The organism is Leclercia sp. UBA5958, from assembly GCF_002430365.1.
GTDB lineage: Bacteria > Pseudomonadota > Gammaproteobacteria > Enterobacterales > Enterobacteriaceae > Enterobacter > Enterobacter pneumoniae.
Map to the genome: position 1 here is coordinate 222,685 of NZ_DJCE01000001.1, position 24,393 is coordinate 247,077.

Genomic DNA, 24,393 nt, shown 5'->3' on the forward strand with positions numbered 1-24,393 from the left:
GATGCGTGAATTATCCAGGGTAGTACTGACGATGCTCGCTACTGTACTGGCGCTGTGGCTGGTCCTGGGTTTCTGGCCGCTTTCCGGCGGGAGCAGGTTTGCCCTCTGCCTGTGTATTTTAGTGATGGGCGGCGCGGTGCTATGGCGGCAGTGGCGACGGTTTCGCCGTGTATCTGCGGCCCGTGAGCAGCGCGAAGAGAGCAGTCTGCCGCCGGAGGGATTTCAGGGGGCAGTGGTATTCGTCTGTGGCGATACCGCATCGCTGTTTTCGCAGGGTCTGGCGCATCGGGAAACGCGCCAGGGCTGGTATCTGCGGGTAGAGAATGCTGAGCAACTGCCGTTGCTGGCCCAGCATCTGGCGAACGCCCGTCCTGACCTGATACCCCAGGTTTCGGTACTGCTGGCGGTCGTGCCGGAGCAGCATCATTCAGAAGAGGGGCTGGCGCAGTCCCTGCGCGGATGGCGGCGAAGCATTGCGCAGTGCCGCGCGTGGCTGGATGGCCTGCCGCCAGTCTGGAGCACAGTCTGGGTAACGCCGCCGGACGGCGAATGCCCGCAAGAGGAGCGCTGGTTTACCGTGACGCCGGACCTGCCGTGTGTGCGGGTGCGTCAGAGCAGCCATGTTCCACTTCCGGTTGAGGACTGGCAGCGTGAGGCCGCCGGTCACGTTTCCCGGCTCTACCACGCGCTCTGGCTGGACAGCGTGCTTGCGTTGACGGAGCGTCATATTAACCCGCCGCTGAGTACCCGACAGGCAGAACTTCCGGCCCTGAAACTCTGCGCCTGCGGTATCAGCCTGACGCCGGTCTCTGCCGTTGCGGATAATCTCTGGCAGCAGCAAATAGGGGAGATCACCACGCTCGCCCCGGACAGTGCGCCCGTGTCGGAAATGCTCTCTCTCCCGGATGTCCTTCTTCCGTATCTGCCGCGCCGCCAGGGTGTCAGTCGCCGGATGCAGGATATACGTCTGGCTGGGGGCGTCTGTTTTCTTTTCCTCGCGCTGGCGATGCTGGCCTCCTTTATTAACAACCAGCGGCTGGTCCGCAGCGTCGGCGATCACCTTGCCGTCTATCACCGCCTTAGCGGTACGCCGCCTGAGCCAAAACTGCAGGCTCAGCAGCGTCTTCGCGCCGACAGCCGCCTGCTTGATGACTGGCTGCGTCGCGGCGAGCCGCTGCGCTACGGTCTGGGGCTGTATCAGGGGATGCGTCTGATCCCGCCAGTGGAGGCAGCCATAAACGACTGGACGCCGCCACCTCCACCTCGTCCGATCATCAAGCAGATCGTGCAGGGACCGCAGACGATCCGCCTTGACAGCATGTCGCTGTTCGACACCGGCAGGTGGGCGCTGAAGCCGGGTTCCACGAAGCTGCTGGTTAACTCGCTGGTGGGCATTAAGGCGAAGCCCGGCTGGCTGATTGTGGTGGCGGGCCATACCGACAGCACCGGCGATGACAAATCCAACCAGCTGCTTTCCTTTAAACGCGCGGAATCGGTGCGCGACTGGATGCGCGACACCGGCGACGTGCCGGAGAGCTGTTTTGCGGTGCAGGGCTATGGCGAAAGCCGGCCTGTCGCAACCAATGATACGCCGGAAGGCCGGACGCTGAACCGCCGTGTCGAAATCAGTCTGGTTCCGCAGGCGAACGCCTGCCAGATGCCGGGCAGCACCCGTGCGCCATCGCAGGATGATGGCGCATTAAAAAATGAAATGGAGAAATAACATGGCAATTCCTGTTTATCTGTGGCTCAAGGACGACGGCGGCGCGGACATTAAAGGTTCCGTGGATGTAAAAGACCGTGAGGGCAGCATCGAAGTGGTGGCGCAGGAGCATAACCTTTACATCCCGACCGACAACAACACCGGCAAGCTGACCGGCACGCGTATCCACACGCCCTTCCTGTTCACCAAGGAAATCGACTCCTCCAGCCCGTACCTGTACAAGGCGGTGACCACCGGTCAGACCCTGAAATCGGCTGAATTCAAGTGGTACAAAATCAACGACGCGGGCCAGGAAGTGGAGTACTTCAACACCAGACTGGAAAACGTGAAGGTGGTGAAAGTGAACCCGCTGATGCACGACGTCAAAGATCCCTCCTTCGAGAAGCACAACCATCTGGAACAGATTGAGCTGCGCTACGAAAAAATCACCTGGACCTATAAAGACGGCAACATCATTCATTCTGACTCGTGGAACGAGCGTACTACTGCGTAATTACCCTGGCAGACGGTTTTCCGTCTGCTTTTTTTTGCTGAGCGCCTGCCATAACGGACGCTCAGCAAAGAACACACAATCTGCCTGCCTGACCTGATGCGCTTTGGTAAGTCAACAGCGAGGGGCGGTAGCGTGCCCGGAACTGACAAAGAGAGAATCTCATGGAAAATCCAACCATCCTGCTACGTCGTCTTAACCCTTACTGCGCCCGTGCGATGGAAGGGGCTGCCTCCCTGTGTCAGACCCGGGCGCATGCGGAAATCCTGCCCGAGCACTGGCTGCTGAAGCTGCTGGAGCAGGGCGAGGGGGACATCACGGTGATTGCCCGCCGCTACGAGTGGGACATGGAGGCGATATGGCAGGACCTGTTGGCATTCCTGGAGACACTTCCGCGCTCGGTGCGCAGCCGCCCGCAGCTCTCGGACGGTTTGCAGACCCTGATGCAGAACGCGTGGCTGCACGCCTCGCTGGCGGGGGAGACGCACACCCGCAGCCAGCACCTGCTGATGGCGGTGGTGGAAAAGCCGTCGCTCCTGCGCTGCGACGGCCTGTGGCCGCTGACCACCACCGGGCAGAGCCAGCTTGCGCGCCTGCGCGGGCTGCTGGATACGCAGTCCGACGAGCGGGAGGAGGTGCAGCAGGAAGAGGAATTAACCAAAAGTGATGAGGTTGAGTTCGTGGGCCGCCCGGTGAATGCGGATATAAAAGAAGGGGAGCTCAGCCCGGCGCTGCAGAACGCCCTGGACAAATTCACCCTCGACGTCACCGCCCGCGCCCGCGACGGTAAAATCGACCCGGTGTTCGGCCGCGACAATGAAATCCGCCAGATGGTGGACATCCTCTCGCGTCGGCGCAAGAACAACCCAATTCTGGTCGGCGAGCCGGGTGTCGGCAAGACCGCCCTGGTGGAGGGGCTGGCGCTGCGCATTGCCGGAGGCAACGTGCCGGAGAGCCTGAAACCCGTCGCCGTGCGCACCCTCGACCTCGGCCTGCTGCAGGCGGGGGCGGGCGTGAAGGGAGAGTTCGAGCAGCGCCTGAAAAACATCATTGAAGCGGTGCAGCAGTCAACGCTGCCTGTTCTCCTTTTCATTGACGAGGCCCACACTATCATCGGGGCGGGCAACCAGACGGGCGGCGCGGACGCGGCCAACCTGCTGAAACCGGCTCTGGCGCGCGGGGAGCTCAGAACCATCGCCGCCACTACCTGGAGCGAGTACAAACAGTATTTCGAGCGCGACGCCGCGCTGGAGCGCCGTTTCCAGATGGTCAAAGTCGATGAGCCAGACGACGACACCGCCTGCCTGATGCTGCGAGGTCTGAAATCCCGCTACGCTGAACATCACGGCGTGCACATAACCGACGAAGCGGTCCGCGCCGCCGTCACGCTTTCCCGCCGTTACCTTACGGGCCGCCAACTGCCGGACAAGGCGGTAGATTTACTGGATACCGCCTCGGCGCGAATTCGCATGAGCCTCGACACCGTGCCGGAGCCGCTAACCCGCCTGAAAGCGCAGCTGACCGCGCTGGGAATGGAAAAGCAGGCGCTGCTGGAAGATATTGCGGTCGGGAATAACAGCCACGGCGAACGTCTGGTGACGATTGAACAGGAAGAGATAGGCATCATCCTCGAACTCGATGCGCTGGAAACCCAGTACGGAGAGGAACTGAGGCTCACGGAGCAGTTGCTGGCCTGCCGTCAGGACATCTCCCGCCACGCTGAAATCGCAGACATGCTGCAGAAGCTTAGTGGCGTGCAGAACGGTAGCCCGCTGCTGGGCCTGGACGTGGACGCCCGCACCGTGGCAACGGTGATTGCCGACTGGACCGGCGTGCCGCTCTCCTCATTAATGAAGGACGAGCAGACAGAACTGCTGAGCCTGGAGGATAACCTGGCCAGGCGCGTGGTGGGCCAGGACGCGGCGCTGAACGCCATTGCTCAGCGCCTGCGCGCCGCTAAAACTGGCCTTGCGCCGGAGAACGGCCCGCAGGGCGTGTTCCTGCTGGTCGGGCCGAGCGGCACGGGAAAAACCGAGACCGCGCTGGCGCTGGCTGACGAGCTGTTCGGCGGCGAGAAATCGCTGATAACCATCAACCTCTCCGAGTACCAGGAGCCGCACACCGTCAGCCAGCTCAAGGGCTCCCCGCCGGGCTACGTGGGCTACGGCCAGGGCGGCATTCTTACCGAAGCGGTGCGCAAGCGCCCGTACAGCGTGGTGCTGCTGGATGAGGTCGAGAAAGCGCACCGGGACGTGATGAATCTGTTCTACCAGGTGTTTGACCGGGGCTTCATGCGCGACGGCGAGGGGCGTGAAATTGACTTCCGCAACACGGTCATCCTGATGACCTCGAACCTCGGCAGCGACCACCTGATGCAGATGCTGGATGAGCAGCCGGAGGCCAGCGACGGGGACCTGCACGAACTGCTGCGCCCCATCCTGCGTGACCACTTCCAGCCCGCGCTGCTGGCGCGCTTCCAGACGGTGATTTACCGCCCGCTGACACAGGCCGCCATGCGCACCATCGTCGGGATGAAGCTGAACCAGGTGAGCAAACGCCTGGCGCGCCACTACGGCATGAAAACCGTCATTGCCGACGGCCTGCTGGACGCGCTGACCGGTGCCTGCCTGCTGCCGGACACCGGGGCGCGCAACATCGACAGCCTGCTGAACCAGCAGATTTTGCCGGTGCTGGGCCAGCAGCTGCTGACGCACATGGCGGCGGGGCAGAAGCCGCAGAGCCTGGCACTGGGGTGGGATGAGGAAGTGGGGATAGTCATTGAACTACAGCAGGCAGGTGAATAATGACCATCCATGACAAAGAGAAGGACAGAGAAAAAAAGGATAAGAAAGAAGGAACGTTGCGGTTACTGATGCCAGGAGAGATTGCGCTGGCGAAGTCGGTATTCAGGTCAACGATCCCGTATCATAAAGTCTGGATCCACTGCGGCAGTTATCTGCCATTTGGCTTGCAAAATGACTTTGTAGCTATGACCCCAAATGGTGAGATCTATTTTCGTCACTGGTACAGAGATGACTACGCATTAACTGTTCCTTTCCTGCAACATCTCTTTATTCATGAAATGGCGCATGTCTGGCAACGGGAAAAGGGGATGAATGTCATCGGACGGGGGCTAATTAGCTGGGCGGTAAGTTACCGCTATGTACTGGATGGCCGTCTGTTGAGTGAATATCCGATGGAGCAGCAGGCGCAAATTATTGCCGATCATTTTTCCCTGCAGGCAGAGGGGTATGATAACTGGTGTGAACTAAGAAAAAATAATGATGTCACGCTTGATGGAAATATTTCCGAAAATGTTATCCGTCAACAATATGCCAATGCGTTACGGGGGTTCCCGTGGTGAAAATAAAAATTGCGCACACCCGGAATGCTCTTTTAATTTTGCTCAGCTTAGCGTTACTGACCGGATGTCCTGGGAGTGGAGACTCGCTTCGGCCTGATGAAATATCAGTGTCCAGTACGAAAGGTGACAGCGTTTGTTTCAGTGTTCCAGAGTCTGAGGATTATCAACCTGTCACTATCTCCATCGAACCGAGAGGAACACGATTCAGGGATCGGGAAATTACGTTTGACCCTAAGCTTCGTGTTGTAAATAACCTGTTGTGCATCCCCCCATCTTTTTATCTTTTCCCGGATAAAGGCCAGTTTATTATCAGCTATGTTCTGCGCTCAAAACGTCATGAAGACACACCGCGCAGAATGGTCGCCGGGATAGAAATTCACAACGACTGTATTTTCGACATTCCGCTTAATGACATGGAAGCGGTGAGGCCATATGGCGAGTTGAGCAACAGTAATGCTCAGGATTTCCAGAGCAGGCGCTACGACCCCTGGGAACATCCTTTTAAACCTGTTCATGGAGTGAATAATAATGAATTTCACTGACGGTCTGCAAAGTGTTTTATCGACGTCGGGAACCCTGAATCGCTACCGGCTTGATATTCCCTCCAGCCCGTCGCCGCTGGACGTTGAAGAGTTCAGCGGGTCTGAAAGCATGAGCCGGATGTACAGTTACGACATTATTTTTACCAGTACAAACAAACATCTTGATGCCAGCGAGTTGCTGCGTAAACCAGCCAGTCTGACAATGGGTGAAGGTTTGCTCAAGCCCCTGACGGGGCAGAAAAAAGTACACGGTGTTATTACTGATTTCCGGAGGTTGTCCGGCTCTGCTGACCAGATGTTATACCGTGTTACGCTGAAACCGTTTCTTTTCCTGCTGGATAAGCAGCATCGCTCCCACCGCTTTTTTGTCAATAAATCGGTGCCCGAGGTGGTGGAGCAGGTGCTACAGGAGCACGGCCTGCAAGGCTGGGAGTACGAGTTTAACCTGAAGCACAGCTACCCGAAGCGCGAGCAGATAAACCAATACCACGAAAGCGACCTGGCCTTTGTTCAGCGTCTGCTGGCAGAGGTGGGGATATTTTACTGGTTCACGCTGCAGGAGGATGCGCAGACGGAAGTAGTGCACTTTGCCGACGCGCAGCCTGCGCTGATGTTTGGCAAAACACTGCCGGTGAACAGCCCGTCCGGGATGAGCGACAGCGGGGCGGATTCTGTGTGGGGGCTGAACGTCGCCCACAACGTGGTGGAAGCGAATGTCACCACGAAAGATTACAACCACCGTGACGCGCAGAGTGTACTCCAGTCCGCCCCTGCCGATATGACGCGGGGCGACGGTGAAGGGATGACCTACGGCGAAGTGTATCACTACCAGATGCGCCATCTTGAGCGCGGCGACAAGATTGAGCCGCAGGCGGAAACCGCCAACTTTTATGCCAGGCTCGACCATGAACGTTTTCTGGCAAGGCAGACGCTGATTAGCGCTGCCAGTACCGATTCCACCCTTTCTCCGGCGCAGGTGCTGACCATCAGCGACAGCCTGCCACCGACTCTTCCAGAGGTGCTGAAGGCACCAGTGTTGATTGTCAGTACACATTTCACCGCCAGCCGAAAAGATGCACTACGTGTGAATATCATAGCTGTCCCGTACAGCGAAACGCTGTGCTGGCGTCCGCCACTGCTGCCGCGCCCGAAAGTGACCGGCACCATGACGGCGCGTGTCACCAGCGCAAAGGCTAACGATATCTATGCCTGGCAGGATGCGTCCGGCCTGTACCGGGTGAAATTTGATGCCGACCGGGATGACAAGTCGCAGGGCCAGGAAAGCATGCCGGTGCGCCTCGCCAAACCCTACGGCGGTGATGTGTACGGCTTCCACTTCCCGTTAATTCAGGGGACGGAAGTGGCAATAGCGTTTCATGAGGGCGACCCTGACCGGCCGTATATCGCCCATGCCCTGCACGACTCCCGCCACGTAGACCATGTCACGGAGAAGAACAGCACCCGCAACGTGATCCGCACGCCGGCGAACAACAAACTGCGGATGGAGGACAAACGTGGCGAGGAGCATATCAAGCTCAGTACCGAGTACGGCGGCAAAACGCAGCTGAACCTGGGGCATAACGTAGATGCCGGGAGGAAACTTCGGGGGGAAGGATTTGAGCTCAGAACTGACTCGTGGGGAGCATTACGTGGTGGTAAGGGGCTATTCATTACAGCAGATGCCCAGTCGTTAGCCAGTGGTAAAATGCTCGAAATGCAGGATACGCTGGACAGACTAAAGCAAGCGGGTGATGAAATGGACTCGCTGTCTCGTGATGCTCAGTCAGCCAAAGCTGATCCTGCCCAGATCGATCAACAGTTAGCGTTTATGCGCGAACAAATCGACCAGCTTAAAGAGGCTGTTGCCGTACTCAGCGCGCCAAAAGGTGTTGCTATAAGCAGCGGCAAGCATTTGCAACTGACGGCAAATCGTAATCTGATGGTCAATGCCGGGGCTGATGCAGATATGGGAGTAATGAAGCGCCTTTTTATCGGTGTTGGAGAAGGGCTTAGTCTGTTTGTACGCAAGGTGGGTATGAAGCTTATCTCTAATCAGGGGCCTGTGACAATTCAGGCACAAAACGACCAACTGCAATTACTGGCTCGTAAGGATCTTGAGATCGTCAGTACGGACGATGAAATACACATTATTGCGAAGAAGAAGATCATTATTAACGCCGGAGGGAGCTATCTGACACTCGATCCCTGTCGGATAGAATTCGGCACTAACGGCGATTTTGAAGTTAAAGCTGCAGATTTTATGTACAGCGGGCCGGCCAGCATGAAAGCCGATCATCCTGACTATCCTCCACTCCAGTCCAATGTTCGACAGTTTTTGAATCTGAAAATTATGCAATCTCCTAATGCACAGGGAAGTAGCTGGGCAGGAATGCCCTATACCCTTTATGCCGATGGCGCGTCACTGAAAAAAGGTGTCCTGGATGAAAGAGGGCAGATACCAGTAGATCATCAGGTTGTGACGCAAAACTATAAACTAGAAATGGCTAACGGCGTCAGTTATCAAATTCCGGTGGTTGAAGCGTACAGTAATCCTGAACAGGGCAAACTCGCAAACCGTGGTTTTCATAACCATAACTCACAAGTCGCTGCAGATATCAATCAGCCTGAGTCGCATACTGAACATCGTAACATTTACGCAGAGTTACTGGATGGTCTCACGGATAAGGACGAAAGCGAATGAGCCAGAACGATATAGTTGCCCCGGTTGCGACCGTTGACACCAGCCAGTGCACGATTGCTCCCCCGTGGTTTGTTCAGGATACGGAATACCCGCCAGCACTAGCGACCTACAGGCCGCTGGTCAACGGGGAAGAGGCCTTTGCAGCAGTGTATCATGCTATTGAAAATGCACAGAAAACGGTCGATATCATCTGCTGGGGATTTCAGCCCTCAATGTATTTTATTCGCGATGGCAGGTCGCTGTGTATCGGTGAGCTGCTTTGTAAGATAGCGAAAGAGAAAAAAGTGCAGGTGCGAATTCTGGGGTGGGAAATGCCTTTCAATACAGCAGGATTTGCGGACGAAGCCAACCTGCCGGGCAAAGGTGCTATCCGTCTATGGGATCGGGCCGGGCAGAGTGCCTCTGAGGAACAGTATTCTTTTGATAAATGGTGGTTTGGGAAATATTCATATACCGGGGAACTGGCGGATGTGGTTTCTGGGATGGATTTAATCACTGGTCAGGCTGCGCAGGCTGATATGCGTAATGCGAAGCTCCATTCACTCTCCCCGCTGTTTGTCAGTCGTGGGTTCGATGCCAGTGAGCGGGCTGAAATTGCTTATCGCCTTGCATATCAGGCGCAGGACCCGGATATCAGTGCTGCCACGGTGGGTACGATGGCTGCCAGTGTCACACATCATCAGAAGACAGTACTGATTGATTATGAGCTGCCAGAGCACGCTGTTGGCTTTGTTATGGGGCATAACATGCTTGATGAATACTGGGACACTGATGCGCATTCATCGCAGAATCGCACCGGCAGTGCTAAACCGGCTCCCAACAAAGGACCGCGAGGTTTTTTGCCCCGACAGGATATTTCCAGTCGGGTGACAGGGCCGATTCTGGAACATCTGCACCATAATTTTGCCACGGCCTGGCAGAAAGAAACCCGGCAGGATTTGCTCAAATTACGTAATGCTAAAACGGTTGCTAAAAATCTCAAACCGCGGGCAGGGTACGGTACGCCGGTGATGGCCCAGCTTCTACGCACTCAGGCGCAGGAAGGTCGGCGGGATATCGAAAAGCTCTATCTGAAAACGGTCAACAACGCCACGCAGTTTATCTATATCGAAAATCAGTACTTTCGCTGGCCACCGCTGGCAGAAGCAATCACGACGCTGGCGGATGCCCAGACGAAGGGAGGACGAGATCCCGCTTATCATGGACCATTGCATCTGTTTGTGATCACTAACGTGACCGATCAGGGGATTGGTGCGGGAACGGTGAACACACAGCGCATGCTTGAGGTGCTTGGACAGGCTAACACTATCCCCGAAGTGACCAGGTTGCGCCGGATTAACAAACTGCAGGATGACATGCAGCGCGATATAAATTCGGCGTTAACTGATGATCCCTTTGTTTACGTAGATCCGCGTGACCCAGCGGCAAAAGCGCAAACAGAGGAGAAGCGAAAGCAGGCAGAGGTGTTAAAAAGGCGAGTTGAGGAATACGGGGATAAAATTCAGGAAACAAAAAAAACGGTGTTCGAGGTGGAGGAACGGTCGGGACTGAAAGTACATATTTGTTCGCTGGTGGCTAAAGACTCACCGCCGGATAACTGGATGCCAGTGTATATCCACTCGAAGCTCATGATTATCAATGATGTGTTCACCACTCATGGCTCAGCCAATATCAACACGCGGAGTATGCAGGTGGACAGTGAAATGAATATTGCCCACGAATGTGCGAGTGTAACGAAAACACTGCGGCAGCGGCTGTGGAATTTGCACACGAGCGGGAAAGGGGGGCAGGATGATTCGGCTAAAGCATTTGAGGCTTGGGGAAATCTTCTCTCGCAAAATCATATTAACCAATATGGGGAAGAAAAAAAGGCACCTGAAGCCCCGCTGGTTAAGTTTTTGTATGATAAAGCGACTCTTAAGGATATGGACTGATGCATCGACTGTTATTACTTTGCAGCCTGTTGTTGGCGGGCTGCGACCAGGGCAGTGCCCCGTTGTCTGAACTCCCTGCACGTAAGGATATCTCCGTGAACCCGCTTAACGATATCAACGCCCGACTGGCGTTTACCTGTAAACATCAGAGTATTCCCGGGGCATCTGCGGATGCCGATATGCTGTTTAACTACGCCCGCTGGCTGCAGAAGAATAACCAGCTGAAGCAGGATAAGACGGTGAATGCTGAAATCGGGCGACTGTACCGTATCGCGGCAGAGAACGGGCATTATAAAGCCAGTATCAACCTGCAGAACGGTGTACTGCGGGGACATTTTTCCCTGAGCGATGCGGAGCAGTTGCGTCTGAGCCAGCGGTTAATAGATGCGAAGGTGGCTGCGGGTTATTACTTTATCGCCATTTACCTGGAGCATGGCATTGCCGGGCTGGCAGAGGATCCGGAGATGGCGCTTCGCTACTACCGCAGGGCGGCGGATGAGGGAAATCCGCAGGCGCAGGCGTATGTGGCTGAAAAATTATTTATGGCCGGCTCTGCATACGATGTTGCAGAACAGATGCGCCGCTGTGCTGCTGAACAAGGCGAGGGAAAAGCAGCAAATGTTCTTGGAATTAGTTTGAAAGGTAAGAAACTTTACCAAGAGTCGGCTGAAGCATTCCAGTTGGGAGTGGCGGCTGGTGACTCAGGCTCAGCAAGTTTTTTAACTAATGGATTCAGTGGGCCTGAACCAACGGATACGCTGTACTATCTGGGCCAGGAGAAAGATCCTGAGCGTGCCCGGCGCTATGAGCGAATAGGCGATATCCTGGCGAAATACTCCTGGGCCCATCCCACCGTTCCAGAAATCAACGATATCGTCCCGCTGCCGCCCGCGCCCTTGCCTGAGTGGGACGGCAGGCTGAAGTGGGTGGAAGAGCGCGAGGCCAATATCGCGCCGCCAAAACCCAGTGAAGCACAGATAGCGGAGCTGGCAAAAGCGAAACAGCTGAACCCGGCGACGGGCAGGTCGCTGCCATCCTCCCCGGATTTTGAGAAGGACGGCACAGCCCTGCTGCTGTGCCGCAGCGGTGAACCCTGCCCGAAAAGCGGTTACTGGCAGCCAGCGTGGCTGCCGAACCGCGGGGTAAGCAAAGAGGAAATTCGTTACGTGAATCAGGGAGAAATAATGCCCACCGACAGGGTGGAGCGGGTCCACCCGCGTCCCTGGCCGCTGAAGGACAGGTGGGTACAGGAAGAGCAGCGGGGGGAGTGGCGTCTGGTGGCTGAGGCATAGCTACGACAGACTGAAGCCGCAGCAGATATCAACAAGCCTGCGTCGCATGCTGAGCATAGTAATGTTTACGCAGAGTGAACGATAAGAAAAAAAACAAATGAGCCAGAACGATATAGTTGCCCCGGTTGCGAAATCTGATACCAGCCAGTGCACGATTACTTCCCCGTGGTTTATTCAGGATACGGAATACCCGCCAGCGCTGGCGACGTATAAGCCGCTGGTGAATGGAGAAGAGGCCTTTGCGGCGGTGCATCATGCCATCGCGAATGCACAGAAAACCGTCGATATCATCTGCTGGGGATTTCAGCCCTCGATGTATTTTATACGGAATGGTCAGGAGCCCTGTATTGGCGAACTGCTTTGTAAGATAGCTGAAGGGGAAAAAAAAAGTGCAGGTGCGCATTCTGGGGTGGGAAGCGCCTTTCAATACAGCAGGATTTGCGGACGAAGCCAACCTGCCAGGAAAAGGGGCTATTGCGCTAAAGGATCGTGCAGGGCAGAGTGCGACAGATACACAGTATGCTTTTGATCGCCAGTGGTTTTCTCAACATTCATATAGTGATGATCTTCTGGAACTCAATCCAGCGTTGAGCCCTGGAGTAAAAAAAATGAATCAGCTTACAAAAAATCCGCTATTCGTTGGCCGCGGCTTTAATGAGAAAGAACGGGCTGAAATTGCCTGGCGCGCAAAATACAGGGCGCTCGACAAAGAACTCAGTGCCAGTACGGTGGGAATAATGGCTGCTGCCCCCTCACACCATCAGAAAACGGTTCTTGTTGACTACGAATTGCCGGAGTATGCCGTTGGTTTTGTAATGGGACACAACATGCTGGATGAGTACTGGGATACCGATACGCATTCATCATCAAATCGGATCGGTAGTCAGGCACCATGGGGACCTGATGAAGGTGCTCGTGGTTTTTTACCCCGCCAGGATATTTCCAGCCAGGTGACGGGGCCTGTTCTGGAACATTTGCATGAGAATTTTGCTAAAGCATGGCGCAAAGAGACGGGAGAGGATCTCATTTCATTACGTAATGCCAGGTTGGTTGGGAAAATGCTCAAACCCCGAAAAGAATATGGTACCCCTTTAATTGCCCAGCTTTTACGTACTCAGCCGCAAGAAAATAAACGCGATATTGAAAAAGTCTATCTGCAGGCGGTCAATAATGCGACGCAGTTTATCTATATTGAAAACCAGTATTTTCGCTGGCCTCCGCTGGCGGAGTCCATTAAAAAAGCGGCGCTTGTCCAGAGGGTAAAAGGACGCACGCCTGAAAAGGATGGATCATTACATTTGTTTGTCATAACCAATGTAACGGAAGGTGGAATAGGTGCGGGTACGGTTAATACCCAGCGAATGCTCGAAAGTCTGGGACGTGCTGACGCTATACCGGGGGTAACCCGGGAGCGGATGATTGACAAAATCAGGGATGAAGCGCCGGGCAAATACGCTTCTGGCGCCTGGTCCCGCGATCCTGCAACTCAGGAGCGGATCAATAAAGAGTTTATCCGTCAGCAGAAAGAATATGAAGCAAAACTAAAAAAGGCAGAAGAGTTAAAAGATTCCGATATCAAAATGGTGCCGGTGCCAGGCCTGAAAATACATATCTGTTCTCTGGTTGCTCAGGACTCTCCCCCGGAAAACTGGGTACCGGTTTATGTTCATTCAAAGCTAATGATCGTTAATGACATTTTTACCACTCACGGTTCAGCGAATATTAATACCCGCAGTATGCAGGTGGACAGTGAAATGAATATTGCGCACGAGTGGAGCAGTGTGACCAAATCTTTGCGGAAACGCTTATGGGATTTGCATACCAATAAACTGGGGGCACAGGATAATGCTTCTGATGCTTCTGATGCTTCTGATGCTTCTGATGCTTCTGATGCTTCTGATGCTTCTGATGCTTCTGATGCGTTTGACGCGTGGGAAGATATTCTCAGCAAAAATAAGGATCGTCAGCAGAATAATCAGGAATCTGTTGCCCCGGTGATTACGTTTTATTACGCCAATAACGAACTGAAGGATCTGGACTGATGCGCCAGTTAATATTGTTCTGCCTGTTGCTGATAGCGTGTAGCCAGCACAGTGTACTGTCTGCTGAAAAGGATGTATCTGTGAGCCCACTTTCTGATATTAATACCCGCCTGGCGTTTACCTGTAAACATGAAACCATCCCGGCGGCCTCTGCGGACACGGATATGCTGTTTAACTACGCCCGCTGGCTGCAGAAGAATAATCTGCTCAACCAGGACAAGGCTGTGGACGGGGAAACGGAGCGCCTGTACCGCATCGCGGCAGAAAACGGGCACTCTAAAGCCAGTATCAACCTGCAGAACGGGGCGCTGCGCGGGCAGTTTGCGCTGAGCGGCCATGAACGTCTGAATCTGAGCCAGCGGCTTATCGATGCGAAAGTGGCGACCGGCTACTACTTTATCGCCATGTACCTGGAGCATGGCGCCGCCGGTCTGAAGCAGGATCCGGAACTGGCCCTGCGCTACTACCGTAAGGCGGCGGATGAGGGCAATCCCCAGGCCCAGGCGTATGTGGGTGATAAGCTGGCGCCGGTGGGGATGGCGCCGGATATTGCACGGCAGATGCGTCGTTGTGCTGCGGAGCAGTGGGAAGGGAAAGCCGCGGTGATGCTGGGCATTAACTTGCAGGGAAAAGGACATTACCAGGATGCCATTGAAGCTTTTCAGTTGGGCGTGGCGGCCGGAGATGGAAGTTCCGCTCGATTTTTGGCGAATGGCTTTAACGGCCCTGAACCGACCAACCCGCTCTACTATCTGGCCCAGCCGGCAGATCCGGAGCGCGCCCGACGTTATAAGGTTATCAGCAAGATACTCAGTAACTACTCTTACGCCAGCCCGGTGGTACCGGAAATCAACGATATCGTCCCGTTGCCACCAGCGCCTCTGCCTGAGTGGGACGGCAGGCTGAAGTGGGTGGAAGAGCGCGAGGCTAATATCGCGCCGCCCAAACCTGGCGAGGCGCTGATAGCGGAGCTGGCCAGGGCGAAACAGCTGAACCCGGCGACGGGCAGGCCGCTGCCATCCTCCCCCGGATTTTGAGAAGGACGGCACAGCCCTGCTGCTGTGCCGCAGCGGTGAACCCTGCCCGAAAAGCGGTTACTGGCAGCCAGCGTGGCAGCCGAATCGAGGGGTAAGCAAAGAGGAAATTCGTTACGTGAAGCAGGGCGAAATAATGCCCACCGACAGGGTGGAGCGGGTCCACCCGCGTCCCTGGCCGCTGAAGGACAAATGGATACAGGAAGAGCAGCAGGTGGAATGGCGTCTGGTGGGTGAGGCATAGACTTACTGACGGGGTGTTGATAACTGAAGCCATGGAAAGGGAACAGAGGAATGAAAGTAAAAATAGTGTGGATGGTGTTTGTCAGTCTGCTGCTGACGGGCTGCTACCAGGACAGTGTCCCGTCATCTGCAACCCCGGTACATAAGAATATTTCCGTAAACCCGCTCGATAATATTAACGCCCGCCTGGCGTTTACCTGTAAACATGAAACCATTCCAGCGGCCTCTGCGGACACGGATATGCTGTTTAACTACGCCCGCTGGCTGCAGAAGAATAATCAGCTCAAACAGGACAAGGCTGTGGACGGGGAAACGGAGCGCCTGTACCGCATCGCGGCAGAAAACGGGCACTTTAAAGCCAGTATCAACCTGCAGAACGGCGCGCTGCGCGGGCAGTTTGCGCTGAGCGGCCATGAACGACTGCGCCTGAGCCAGCGGCTTATCGATGCGAAAGTGGCGACCGGCTACTACTTTATCGCCATGTACCTGGAGCATGGCGCCGCCGGTCTGAAGCAGGAGCCGGAGCTGGCGCTGCGCTACTACCGTAAGGCTGCGGATGAGGGCAATCCCCAGGCCCAGGCGTATGTGGGCGATAAGCTGGCGCCGGTGGGAATGGCGCCGGATATTGCACGGCAGATGCGTCGTTGTGCTGCGGAGCAGGGGGATAGGAAAGCCGCGGCGATGCTGGGCATTAACTTGCAGGGAAAAGGACATTATCAGGATGCCATTGAAGCTTTTCAGTTGGGCGTGGCGGCCGGAGACACTACCTCAGCTCTTGCGTTGCATCATGGCTTTGACGGCCCTGAACCGACCAACCCGCTCTATTATCTGGCCCAGCCGGCAGATCCGGAGCGCGCCCGGCGTTATAAGGTTATCAGTAAGATACTGAGCAACTATTCCTATGCCAGTCCGGTGGTACCGGAAATCAACGATATCGTCCCGCTGCCGCCCGCGCCCTTGCCTGAGTGGGACGGCAGGCTGAAGTGGGTGGAAGAGCGCGAGGCCAATATCGCGCCGCCCAAACCTGGCGAGGCGCTGATAGCGGAGCTGGCAAAAGCGAAACAGCTGAACCCGGCGACAGGCAGGCCGCTGCCATCCTCCCCGGATTTTGAGAAGGACGGCACAGCCCTGCTGCTGTGCCGCAGCGGTGAACCCTGCCCGAAAAGCGGTTACTGGCAGCCAGCGTGGCAGCCGAACCGCGGGGTAAGCAAAGAGGAAATTCGTTACGTGAAGCAGGGCGAAATAATGCCCACCGACAGGGTGGAGTGGCGATTCGTAGGGGAAGCGTAATTAAATCCTCAGTGTATGTCCGGTAGTCTGGGGCGCTCCGCTGGCCCATTAATTAAGTTTAATTACACCGAATACAACGTCACGGATAAAGACTGATGCGTCAACTCTTCTTGCCTGTTACTGGTGGGCTATGATAATTCAGTCACTTCGGGCCCGGTTTCTGTATGGCCGGATACATAGATAACAGTTTTAGTTTATCCGCGGCACACTTTGATTTTTCTGTCGTAGTACGTAAGCATTCTTTCATTAAATAATGTACGGGAAATAATAAACGAAATGCAATCGCATATTATTTGATATATCAATTCTAATGCAATTATCAATATCTTCTCCGGAAGGAATTTGGAGGGGGTATATGGTGAGGTTAAGATAAAAATGAAAGGTATTATTCGTGTTGGTGATAAAAACACTGGGGGTGGTTCCGTATTAAGCGGTTCCACAAATATGAAATTTTGTGGGATCGGGGTGGCGCGACTAGGCGACCCTGTCAGTTGCCCAATAGAAGGCCATGGCCCGACGGTTATTGTTGAAGGGCATCCAACCTTCAAAGACAATGGCGTACCTGTTGTATTCCACGGTCACCGCTGTGCCTGTGGATGTACACTTATTTCGGGCCTGCCGCAGGCTGCTGTGAGCTGAATATGGCAGTGAATTTGAAGTTAATCCAGGCGCCAGCCATCAAGCCTCAACCTCCGGTATGGTGGATGTGGTTACTGTTGCTGATTGTTGTGTTGCTGGCAGGTACAGTGGGTACGATTCTGAACAGTACGGCAAAACCGCAGATCAATGCGAATGCATTCTGGGAAACCGCGTTGGGGCTTCCTTCATTATTCTGGCTTGTCCTGCTGGTAGTTCGTATTACCTGGTATAGGGGACAACTGGCAATTGCTCTGAGCAGGGATAACGAACGTGAAAAAATACTTCGCCGTGAAATCCTGCGTGGTCACCGTTTTTTGCATGTACTGGGCGTTAGTCTACACACTGCGTTGCGTGAACATGCTGATACTGATGGTCAGAGGCAACGGAACGCTCTGCTGAAAAAAACACAAATCCTTAAAACCCAGACTTCCTGGAAAAGCCAGGAAAGCATACGACACAGTCGCCTGGTCAGATCTGAGGGGGAAACGGCAGAACAAACGCTGACCCGGGTTCTGAAGAAAACTCTCGAAGAACTCAGCGTCGTTCTGGCTTCAGTCCCTGCCGATGTACCTCTTTCATTATTGATGGAAAATAACACCAGCTTACAACAACGCGAGACAGATGCAATCTGGCAGAAATGCTGGGCTGAAAGCCATATTCGACAACGTGTCACACGTATTGAGGGCAGCGGTCTGAACGTTGTGGATCAGTGGCTGGATCACCGTAGTACTGATCGCGCACTGCTGCTGGTTGTGGCAATGCAGGTAGTGCCCGATCAGCCAGAAGGTACGGCTGAAAGCGTCGTAGGTTTATTGCTTGGCAATCCAAATTTCGTAATGCCTTTAACACCGCTTGCTTACCTGCATCGCCCTGAGCAGGCGCATCAGGCTGGCGCTGATGATTTGCACTATGCCCTGAAACAGGCTCTCTGTTGGGGAGATTTGGTGTCTGACGATCTAAAAAGTGGCTGGTCAGTAGGTATTAAGCCGAAGTGGCATATGGCGATTGCGACAGGATTACTGGCGTTAAAAAGCCCGATCAATATTGGTCAGGATTTGCGCGATCTGAACGCTACCCTGGGATATCCAGGCCCGGCAGCACCGTGGGTGGCTATTGCCAGCGCAACACAGGGATGTGGTAATGGGGCAGCGCAACTGATTGTAAGTGGTGATAACGGTATGGAGACCCCACTTTGGGTGACAGTGGTGAAACCCGCAAAGGAATAGCAGGGAACGGTTTCCAGTTGTCGTTCCCGTAAAACGGAGAAGGCACAATAAAAACGGGCCGGAGAATTAAATCAACATTGGCAGAACAGGAAAAAAGGATGATTGCATCGGGTAGTACTGAACACTGGAGCAGCCGCTTCTGGTTTGTCGTACTAGTACTGGCTGGCATTGCCTGGGGAATTTATCATTTTGGTGACAGGATCGGTCTGACAAGCTCTCAGGCAAAGCTTTATGCTTTTACAGGGTTATGTATTGTTGTGTTTCTGCTGCGTTACGGGGGACTGATAGTTCAGTTCTTCTGGCTCAGGTACAAAAACAAAGATGCTAACACCCGCACCTCATCATCTGAAATATCTCCGCTGGGACAAAAAACGACACATGTAGCGACACTGACCACATTGAAGCAGGTGCTTCGCGATAAGTATGGGCTTTTCTGGCGGCGAAAGGTCACCATCCTGATGTTGGCAGGCAGCGTTACTGATGTGGAACATCTTGCACCAGGTCTGAGTAGCCAGTATTGGCTGGAAGATCAGGGAACAGTATTGCTGTGGGGGGGAGATATTAACATTTCGCCAGACAGCGACTGGTTCAAGGCTGTACGCACATTATGTTCTTGCCCGGTGGATGCGTTGGTTTGGGTGACATCCATATTTGATAAGTTTGCAATACTGAACGAGCCGGTAAATGACGCCACATTATCGTCAGATGAAATGGACAGCATTTCGAATCGTCTTGTTACCCGGTATGAGCATACAGGCTGGCGGTTACCATTGTATATCTGGTCTGTGCATCCAGGGCGTTGGCATAAGGGTAAAACGACCCAGCCAGTGGGGGGCTGCCTGTTGCCGGAATGTGCGAAACCCGCTGATATTGATACACAGTTACAGCATCTGGCCGGACAACTGACGCTCCCTGGTATACAGCAAATTTGTCTTAACCCGGAATTCACATTTTTGTTGGATCTAAAATGGTTACTTTCAGTATCCGCAGAAAAAATAAGCGCTCCTTTGTCTGCACTTCTGAATCCGTACCATTCGTTGTCCCTGGCTGGGCTTCTGTTCAGTCCATCATCCCCGGATGTAGCCCGTCGTGTAAAACATCACTGGGGTAAAGATGAACGCTGGGATGTGTTGCTGGACTCTCTCGTAACCTTGCCCGCCGGGTTAAAAGTACATAAAAAGGGATTATCACGGAGAAAAGGACTGTTGGCAGTGGCCCCCATCCCTATGCTGTTGTTGAGCATTTCGATGATGGTCTCCTTCACCGCCAACCGCAGTCTGGTAGCGTCCGCACAGGAGCAAGTTCAACAGGCCTCCGCAGACAATCAGCCGCTGGCTGCGCGTCTGCAGGCGCTTTCGGAACTGCAGAAAACCCTTTCCCGCCTTCAGTATCGCGCGGAACACGGTGCGCCGTGGTACGCCCGCGGCGGCCTTAGCCAGAATGATGAACTGCTGGCGGCATTGCTGCCGCGCTACGGCGAAAATGCGATACCGCTGCTGCGCGATGCGGCGGCTACTCATCTTCAGAAACAGCTGAGCGCCTTCGTGCAGCTTCCGCCGGACAGTCCACTACGCGAGAAGATGACCAAAACCGCTTACGACCAGTTGAAACTGTACCTGATGCTGGCCCGACCGGAGCGAATGGACGCCGCCTGGTTTTCCGGCATGCTGATGCAGGACTGGCCGCAGCGTTCGGGTGTGAAAGACGGCATCTGGCAGGGAAGCGGCACTTCGCTGCTTCGGTTCTACGGCGCCAATCTGGTGACCCATCCGCAGTGGCGATTGCATCCTGATGAAGGGCTGATTAGCCAGGCACGGACGCTGCTGATCCGCCAGATGGGGATGCGTAACAGCGAATCCACGCTGTACCAGAAGATGCTCGCGCAGGTGGCAAACCAGTATGCCGACATGCGCCTGTCGGACATGACCGGCGATACGGATGCGTCACGCCTGTTCACGACCAGTGAAGTGGTGCCGGGGATGTTCACCCGGCAGGCGTGGGAGCAGGCGGTGCAGCCCGCCATTGAAAAGGTCGTCAGGGAGCGTCGCGATGAAATGGACTGGGTACTGAGCGACACTAAACAGCCAGCCACACAGCAGGCCTCACCGGAAGCGCTGAAAGCGCGCCTGACGGAACGCTACTTTGCTGATTTTGGCGGCGTCTGGCTCGACTTCCTCAATAGCCTGCGGCTTCAGCCGGCAGCCACGCTGTCGGACGCTATTGACCAGTTGACCCTGATGGCCGATGTGCGTCAGTCGCCGCTGGTCGCCCTGATGAACACCCTGAGCGTACAGGGACGCACCGGGCAGTCCGGAGAGGCAATATCCGATTCGCTGGTCAAATCGGCGAAAAATCTGTTTAACCGCGATGAGCAACCCGCCATCGACCAGCAGGTCGGTGCACATGGCCCGCTCGATGCAACCTTTGGGCCGGTACTGGCGCTGATGGGCAGTCAGACGAAAGGGACGGGCAATGCGGACCTCAGCCTGCAAACCTTCCTGACGCGTGTGACTCAGGTGCGCCTGCGTCTTCAGCAGGTGACCAATGCCACCGATCCGCAGGCGATGACCCAGGCGCTGGCTCAGACGGTGTTCCAGGGAAAGGCGGTGGATTTAACCGAAACCCGGGACTACGGCAGCCTGGTGGCGGCGGGACTGGGCCAGGAGTGGAGCGGCTTCGGGCAGACGGTATTCGTTCGCCCCATGGAACAGGCCTGGCAGCAGGTGCTGACCCCGGCAGCGGAAAGCCTCAATGCCCAGTGGCAAAGCGCGGTGGTCGCGGACTGGAACACGGCGTTTGGCGGCAGGTATCCGTTTAAGGATGTTAGCAGCGAGGTATCTCTGCCGCTGCTGGCGAAATACCTCAATGCCGATTCCGGACGCATTACGCAGTTTCTGCAGACCCGGCTAAATGGCGTACTGCATAAAGAAGGAAGTCACTGGGTGCCGGACAGCATAAACGCTCAGGGGTTAACCTTTAATCCGGCCTTCATTCGCGCGGTCGATACCCTGAGCCACCTCTCCGATGTGGTGTTTATCAACGGCGAGGCCGGGCTTTCCTTTGAGATCCGCCCCGGCACGGCTGATGGCGTTATGCAAACCACGCTGGTGATTGATAGCCAAAAGCTGAGTTATATGAACCAGATGCCCACCTGGAAGCGATTCACCTGGCCTGCGGATACGGAAGCCCCGGGCGCGGCCCTGAGCTGGATCAGTACCCAGGCCGGAACGCGGCAGTACGCCGATATGTCCGGCGCATGGGGCTGGATACGGCTGCTGGACAAAGCCACGGTCAGCGCCTACCCGGGAACAGGCAGTAGCTGGAGTCTGAGCTGGCAGGCTCAGGATGGCAGGCCGCTGAACTATACCCTGCGCACCGAAGCGGGAGAAGGGCCGCTGGCACTGTTGAAGTTACGTAACTTTAGCCTGCCGGAGGCCATATTCAACGTCAACGCATCTGTTGCGGCGTACCCGACAGAGGACGAAGGCAATAGTGAGGAAAGATTCTGATGGCGACGGTTGAGACATTGATTAGCGCCTGCCAGGCCAATGCGGATGATGTGGCTGCGCGGACGCAACAGCGTCTGTCGCTATGGGAAAACTGGCTGCAACCGGTATCAGCTGAAAATCCAGTCGGGGAAGACCCGGGCTACGATGATGATTTTCAGCAGATGCGGGAGGAGGTAAACAAACTCTCCGGCGCAGACACGGATCGGGTCTGTCAGCTTGCCGAAAAACTGCTGACCACCACAACCAAAGATATTCGTGTGGTCTCTTATTACGCCTGGGCGCGCCTGCATCGCGATGGTGAGGCGGGCCTGGCAGACGGTCTTGAGCTGATGGCAGCATTAGTACTGCGTTATGGCGTACAACTGCATCCGCAGCGCGAGCGCAGTCGCCTGGGGGCGTTCGAATGGCTTGCCAGCGTCAGAATGCTCGACAGCCTCGCACGTTACCCGGAAGTCAATAATGCCGATACCCTGCGTAGTGCCGGTGCGCTGTTACTGCTGGAGCAGGCAGGAGAAATCGTTTTACCGGCCGGGCTTTACACCGCGCTGGAAACGCGTCTGCAAAAATCCGGCGGCCCGGAGGCCGTCGTGCCGCAAAACGTTAGCGATACCGGTCATACATCCATGACGGACGCGAACGTCCCCTCGCTGGGCGGAATCGCGTCAGGGCAGGAGCTGCTGGCGCAGGCGCGAGTGCTGGCTGATTACCTGAGAAACCAGCCGGAAGGCTGGCTGTCCGCCCACCGCTTAATAAAAAACCTTCGCCACGACACGCTTCACCAGCTACCGCCTCTCCTGGCAGACGGCAGAACCCGCATTGAGCCGCCGAAACCTGACCAGCGGGCGCTTCTGAAACGCCTGTATCTGCAGCAGAGCTGGCGGGAGCTGATGGAGGAGGCGGACAGCCTGCTGTCCCGCGGGGCCAACCATCTGTGGCTGGATGTGCAGTGGTATCTGCATCAGGCGCTGGTCAAATCAGGCCATGAACACGAGGCGGCCATTATCCAGGCTGACCTGAAAGGGTTTCTCTCACGTCTGACGGGGCTGGAGACGCTGGCATTTAACGACGGTACGCCATTTGCCGACGACGTGACGCTTAACTGGATCCAACAGCAGGTGCAGGAGAGCACGACAGGCTGGTGTGAGACACACACGCTCGGGGCTTCTCCCGCAGTCGATGATGAGGACATTCTGCAGCTTGAGACAGAAGCCTTAGCCCTTGCCGATAGCGAAGGGACGGAGGCTGCGCTGGCATGGCTGCAAAATCGCCCTGGTATCACCTCAAGGCGCAACCGCTGGCTGCTGCGTCTGTTGATGGCGAGAGTCGCCGAGCAGACGGGCAAAAATGAGCTGGCGCTGCACCTTTTGGGTGAGATGGACGACGGGGCGACAACCGTCACCCTCACGCAGTGGGAACCCGGGCTCCTATTTGAAGTTAAAGCCCGCCGCCTGAAACTGCTGCGCATGAAAGCAGGACGTAGCGAGGCGGATAAGGCTCTTCTGAATCCGGAAATGGAGTTGCTGCTGGCAGGGCTGGTTGCAATTGATCCGGTAAAAGCCGCAGTACTGTGTGGCTGATTACTTTCTCACCATATTATTTATTCTATAAGGAAATAGAAACATATGCGTTTCGTAAAAACCGTCATGTTGTCTTTCGTATTTTTAGCGTCAGGATGTACAGCTCTGCTTTGGAGCGGTAACGAAGTCGTTGAGCATCGATATGGATATAAAACGGTTATTGAGGACAATGTAACGGCGGCTTTTCAATATAAAAACCTTTCAGTTACGGCCTTGCAAGGCACATCTTCAATAAAAGTGTCTATTCCTGAAAATGGTGTTGCATTTCTGGGAAAGCAAAATATTTATATTCTTACTACTGGGGCTAATGAGCTTCTGGCGCTAGATAAAATATCGACTCAATACCCTTTGGTCTCGGGCTACGGGAAAAAAGACGCTCTAAGGCTTGAGCTTAACAAACCAGATAATGATGATGCAATATTAAGTTTCTCCGATGAACTCTTTGTATTAGTAAATCAACAAATTAAAACAATTACAGACCACGATGTCGAAACGTTAAAGCAGGCTGGTTTTCAGCGTAAAGGTGAAGACTATGTCAAACGTATATCTTTAGCTGGGGTTATACTTCCTCGTGAGAAAAATAACAGCTTGTTCAATGATATGACGCTACTGGATAAACCCCATAAGGTTGAGTTTTATGTCGATAATAATTCTACAGAATTCCATCCTGCTAATTTAGTGACAAATGTCGTTCTCACTCCTGTCGCCGCGGTTGCTGATATCGTTTTTTTCCCAATCAGTATTCGCGTGTTAGGGCTAATCACCAACCCTCCTACTGGACGTTAAC

Annotated in this window: 16 protein-coding genes; all 16 read left to right on the forward strand. The window is 54.9% G+C overall.

Features of this window, described 5'->3' with window-relative positions; translation table 11 throughout:
• Position 1 precedes the first annotated feature (1 nt).
• Positions 2–1,723, forward strand: a complete 1,722-nt coding sequence (locus B2Q93_RS01145; protein ID WP_286931630.1) for an OmpA family protein — start codon at positions 2–4, stop codon at positions 1,721–1,723.
• Between the two features lies 1 nt (position 1,724).
• Entirely contained in the window at positions 1,725–2,216 is a 492-nt protein-coding gene (hcp, locus tag B2Q93_RS01150; RefSeq protein WP_233802084.1) for a type VI secretion system effector Hcp, read from the forward strand.
• A gap of 161 nt (positions 2,217–2,377) precedes the next feature.
• A complete protein-coding gene (gene tssH / locus B2Q93_RS01155; protein ID WP_286931631.1) occupies positions 2,378–5,017 on the forward strand; it encodes a type VI secretion system ATPase TssH in 2,640 nt (879 codons plus the stop codon).
• Positions 5,017–5,577 (forward strand): type IV secretion protein Rhs, encoded by a 561-nt coding sequence (locus B2Q93_RS01160; RefSeq protein WP_286931632.1) that lies wholly within the window; start codon positions 5,017–5,019, stop codon positions 5,575–5,577. The genes tssH and B2Q93_RS01160 overlap by 1 nt, the downstream gene beginning before the upstream one ends.
• On the forward strand, positions 5,574–6,119 hold the full coding sequence (locus B2Q93_RS01165; protein WP_286931633.1) for a putative T6SS immunity periplasmic lipoprotein: 546 nt from the start codon (positions 5,574–5,576) through the stop codon (positions 6,117–6,119). The genes B2Q93_RS01160 and B2Q93_RS01165 overlap by 4 nt, the downstream gene beginning before the upstream one ends.
• A complete protein-coding gene (locus B2Q93_RS01170; RefSeq protein ID WP_286931634.1) occupies positions 6,106–8,820 on the forward strand; it encodes a type VI secretion system Vgr family protein in 2,715 nt (904 codons plus the stop codon). Before B2Q93_RS01165 ends, B2Q93_RS01170 begins: the two co-directional genes overlap by 14 nt.
• Positions 8,817–10,754: a phospholipase D-like domain-containing protein gene (locus B2Q93_RS01175; RefSeq protein WP_286931635.1), complete on the forward strand. Its 1,938-nt coding sequence runs from the start codon at positions 8,817–8,819 to the stop codon at positions 10,752–10,754. The genes B2Q93_RS01170 and B2Q93_RS01175 overlap by 4 nt, the downstream gene beginning before the upstream one ends.
• Entirely contained in the window at positions 10,754–12,046 is a 1,293-nt protein-coding gene (locus B2Q93_RS01180) for an SEL1-like repeat protein (protein WP_046885955.1), read from the forward strand. Before B2Q93_RS01175 ends, B2Q93_RS01180 begins: the two co-directional genes overlap by 1 nt.
• Before the next feature lie 389 nt (positions 12,047–12,435).
• Positions 12,436–14,088 (forward strand): phospholipase, encoded by a 1,653-nt coding sequence (locus tag B2Q93_RS01185; protein WP_286931636.1) that lies wholly within the window; start codon positions 12,436–12,438, stop codon positions 14,086–14,088.
• Positions 14,089–14,168: 80 nt separating this feature from the next.
• Positions 14,169–15,125, forward strand: coding sequence for an SEL1-like repeat protein (locus B2Q93_RS01190; RefSeq protein ID WP_286931637.1), 957 nt, complete (start codon positions 14,169–14,171; stop codon positions 15,123–15,125).
• A gap of 291 nt (positions 15,126–15,416) precedes the next feature.
• Complete coding sequence (locus B2Q93_RS01195; RefSeq protein WP_286931638.1) at positions 15,417–16,655, forward strand: SEL1-like repeat protein; 1,239 nt, start codon at positions 15,417–15,419, stop codon at positions 16,653–16,655.
• 375 nt (positions 16,656–17,030) lie between these two features.
• The gene (locus tag B2Q93_RS01200; protein ID WP_286931639.1) at positions 17,031–17,294 is read left to right on the forward strand and encodes a PAAR domain-containing protein; all 264 of its coding nucleotides are present in this window, start codon (positions 17,031–17,033) and stop codon (positions 17,292–17,294) included.
• Positions 17,295–17,296: 2 nt separating this feature from the next.
• Entirely contained in the window at positions 17,297–18,520 is a 1,224-nt protein-coding gene (locus tag B2Q93_RS01205) for a hypothetical protein (RefSeq protein WP_286931640.1), read from the forward strand.
• 98 nt (positions 18,521–18,618) lie between these two features.
• Entirely contained in the window at positions 18,619–22,029 is a 3,411-nt protein-coding gene (locus tag B2Q93_RS01210; protein ID WP_286931641.1) for an ImcF-related family protein, read from the forward strand.
• A complete protein-coding gene (tssA, locus tag B2Q93_RS01215) occupies positions 22,029–23,606 on the forward strand; it encodes a type VI secretion system protein TssA (RefSeq protein ID WP_286931642.1) in 1,578 nt (525 codons plus the stop codon). Before B2Q93_RS01210 ends, tssA begins: the two co-directional genes overlap by 1 nt.
• 45 nt (positions 23,607–23,651) lie before the next feature.
• The gene (locus B2Q93_RS01220) at positions 23,652–24,392 is read left to right on the forward strand and encodes a hypothetical protein (RefSeq protein WP_286931643.1); all 741 of its coding nucleotides are present in this window, start codon (positions 23,652–23,654) and stop codon (positions 24,390–24,392) included.
• The last annotated feature ends 1 nt before the right edge of the window (position 24,393 follow it).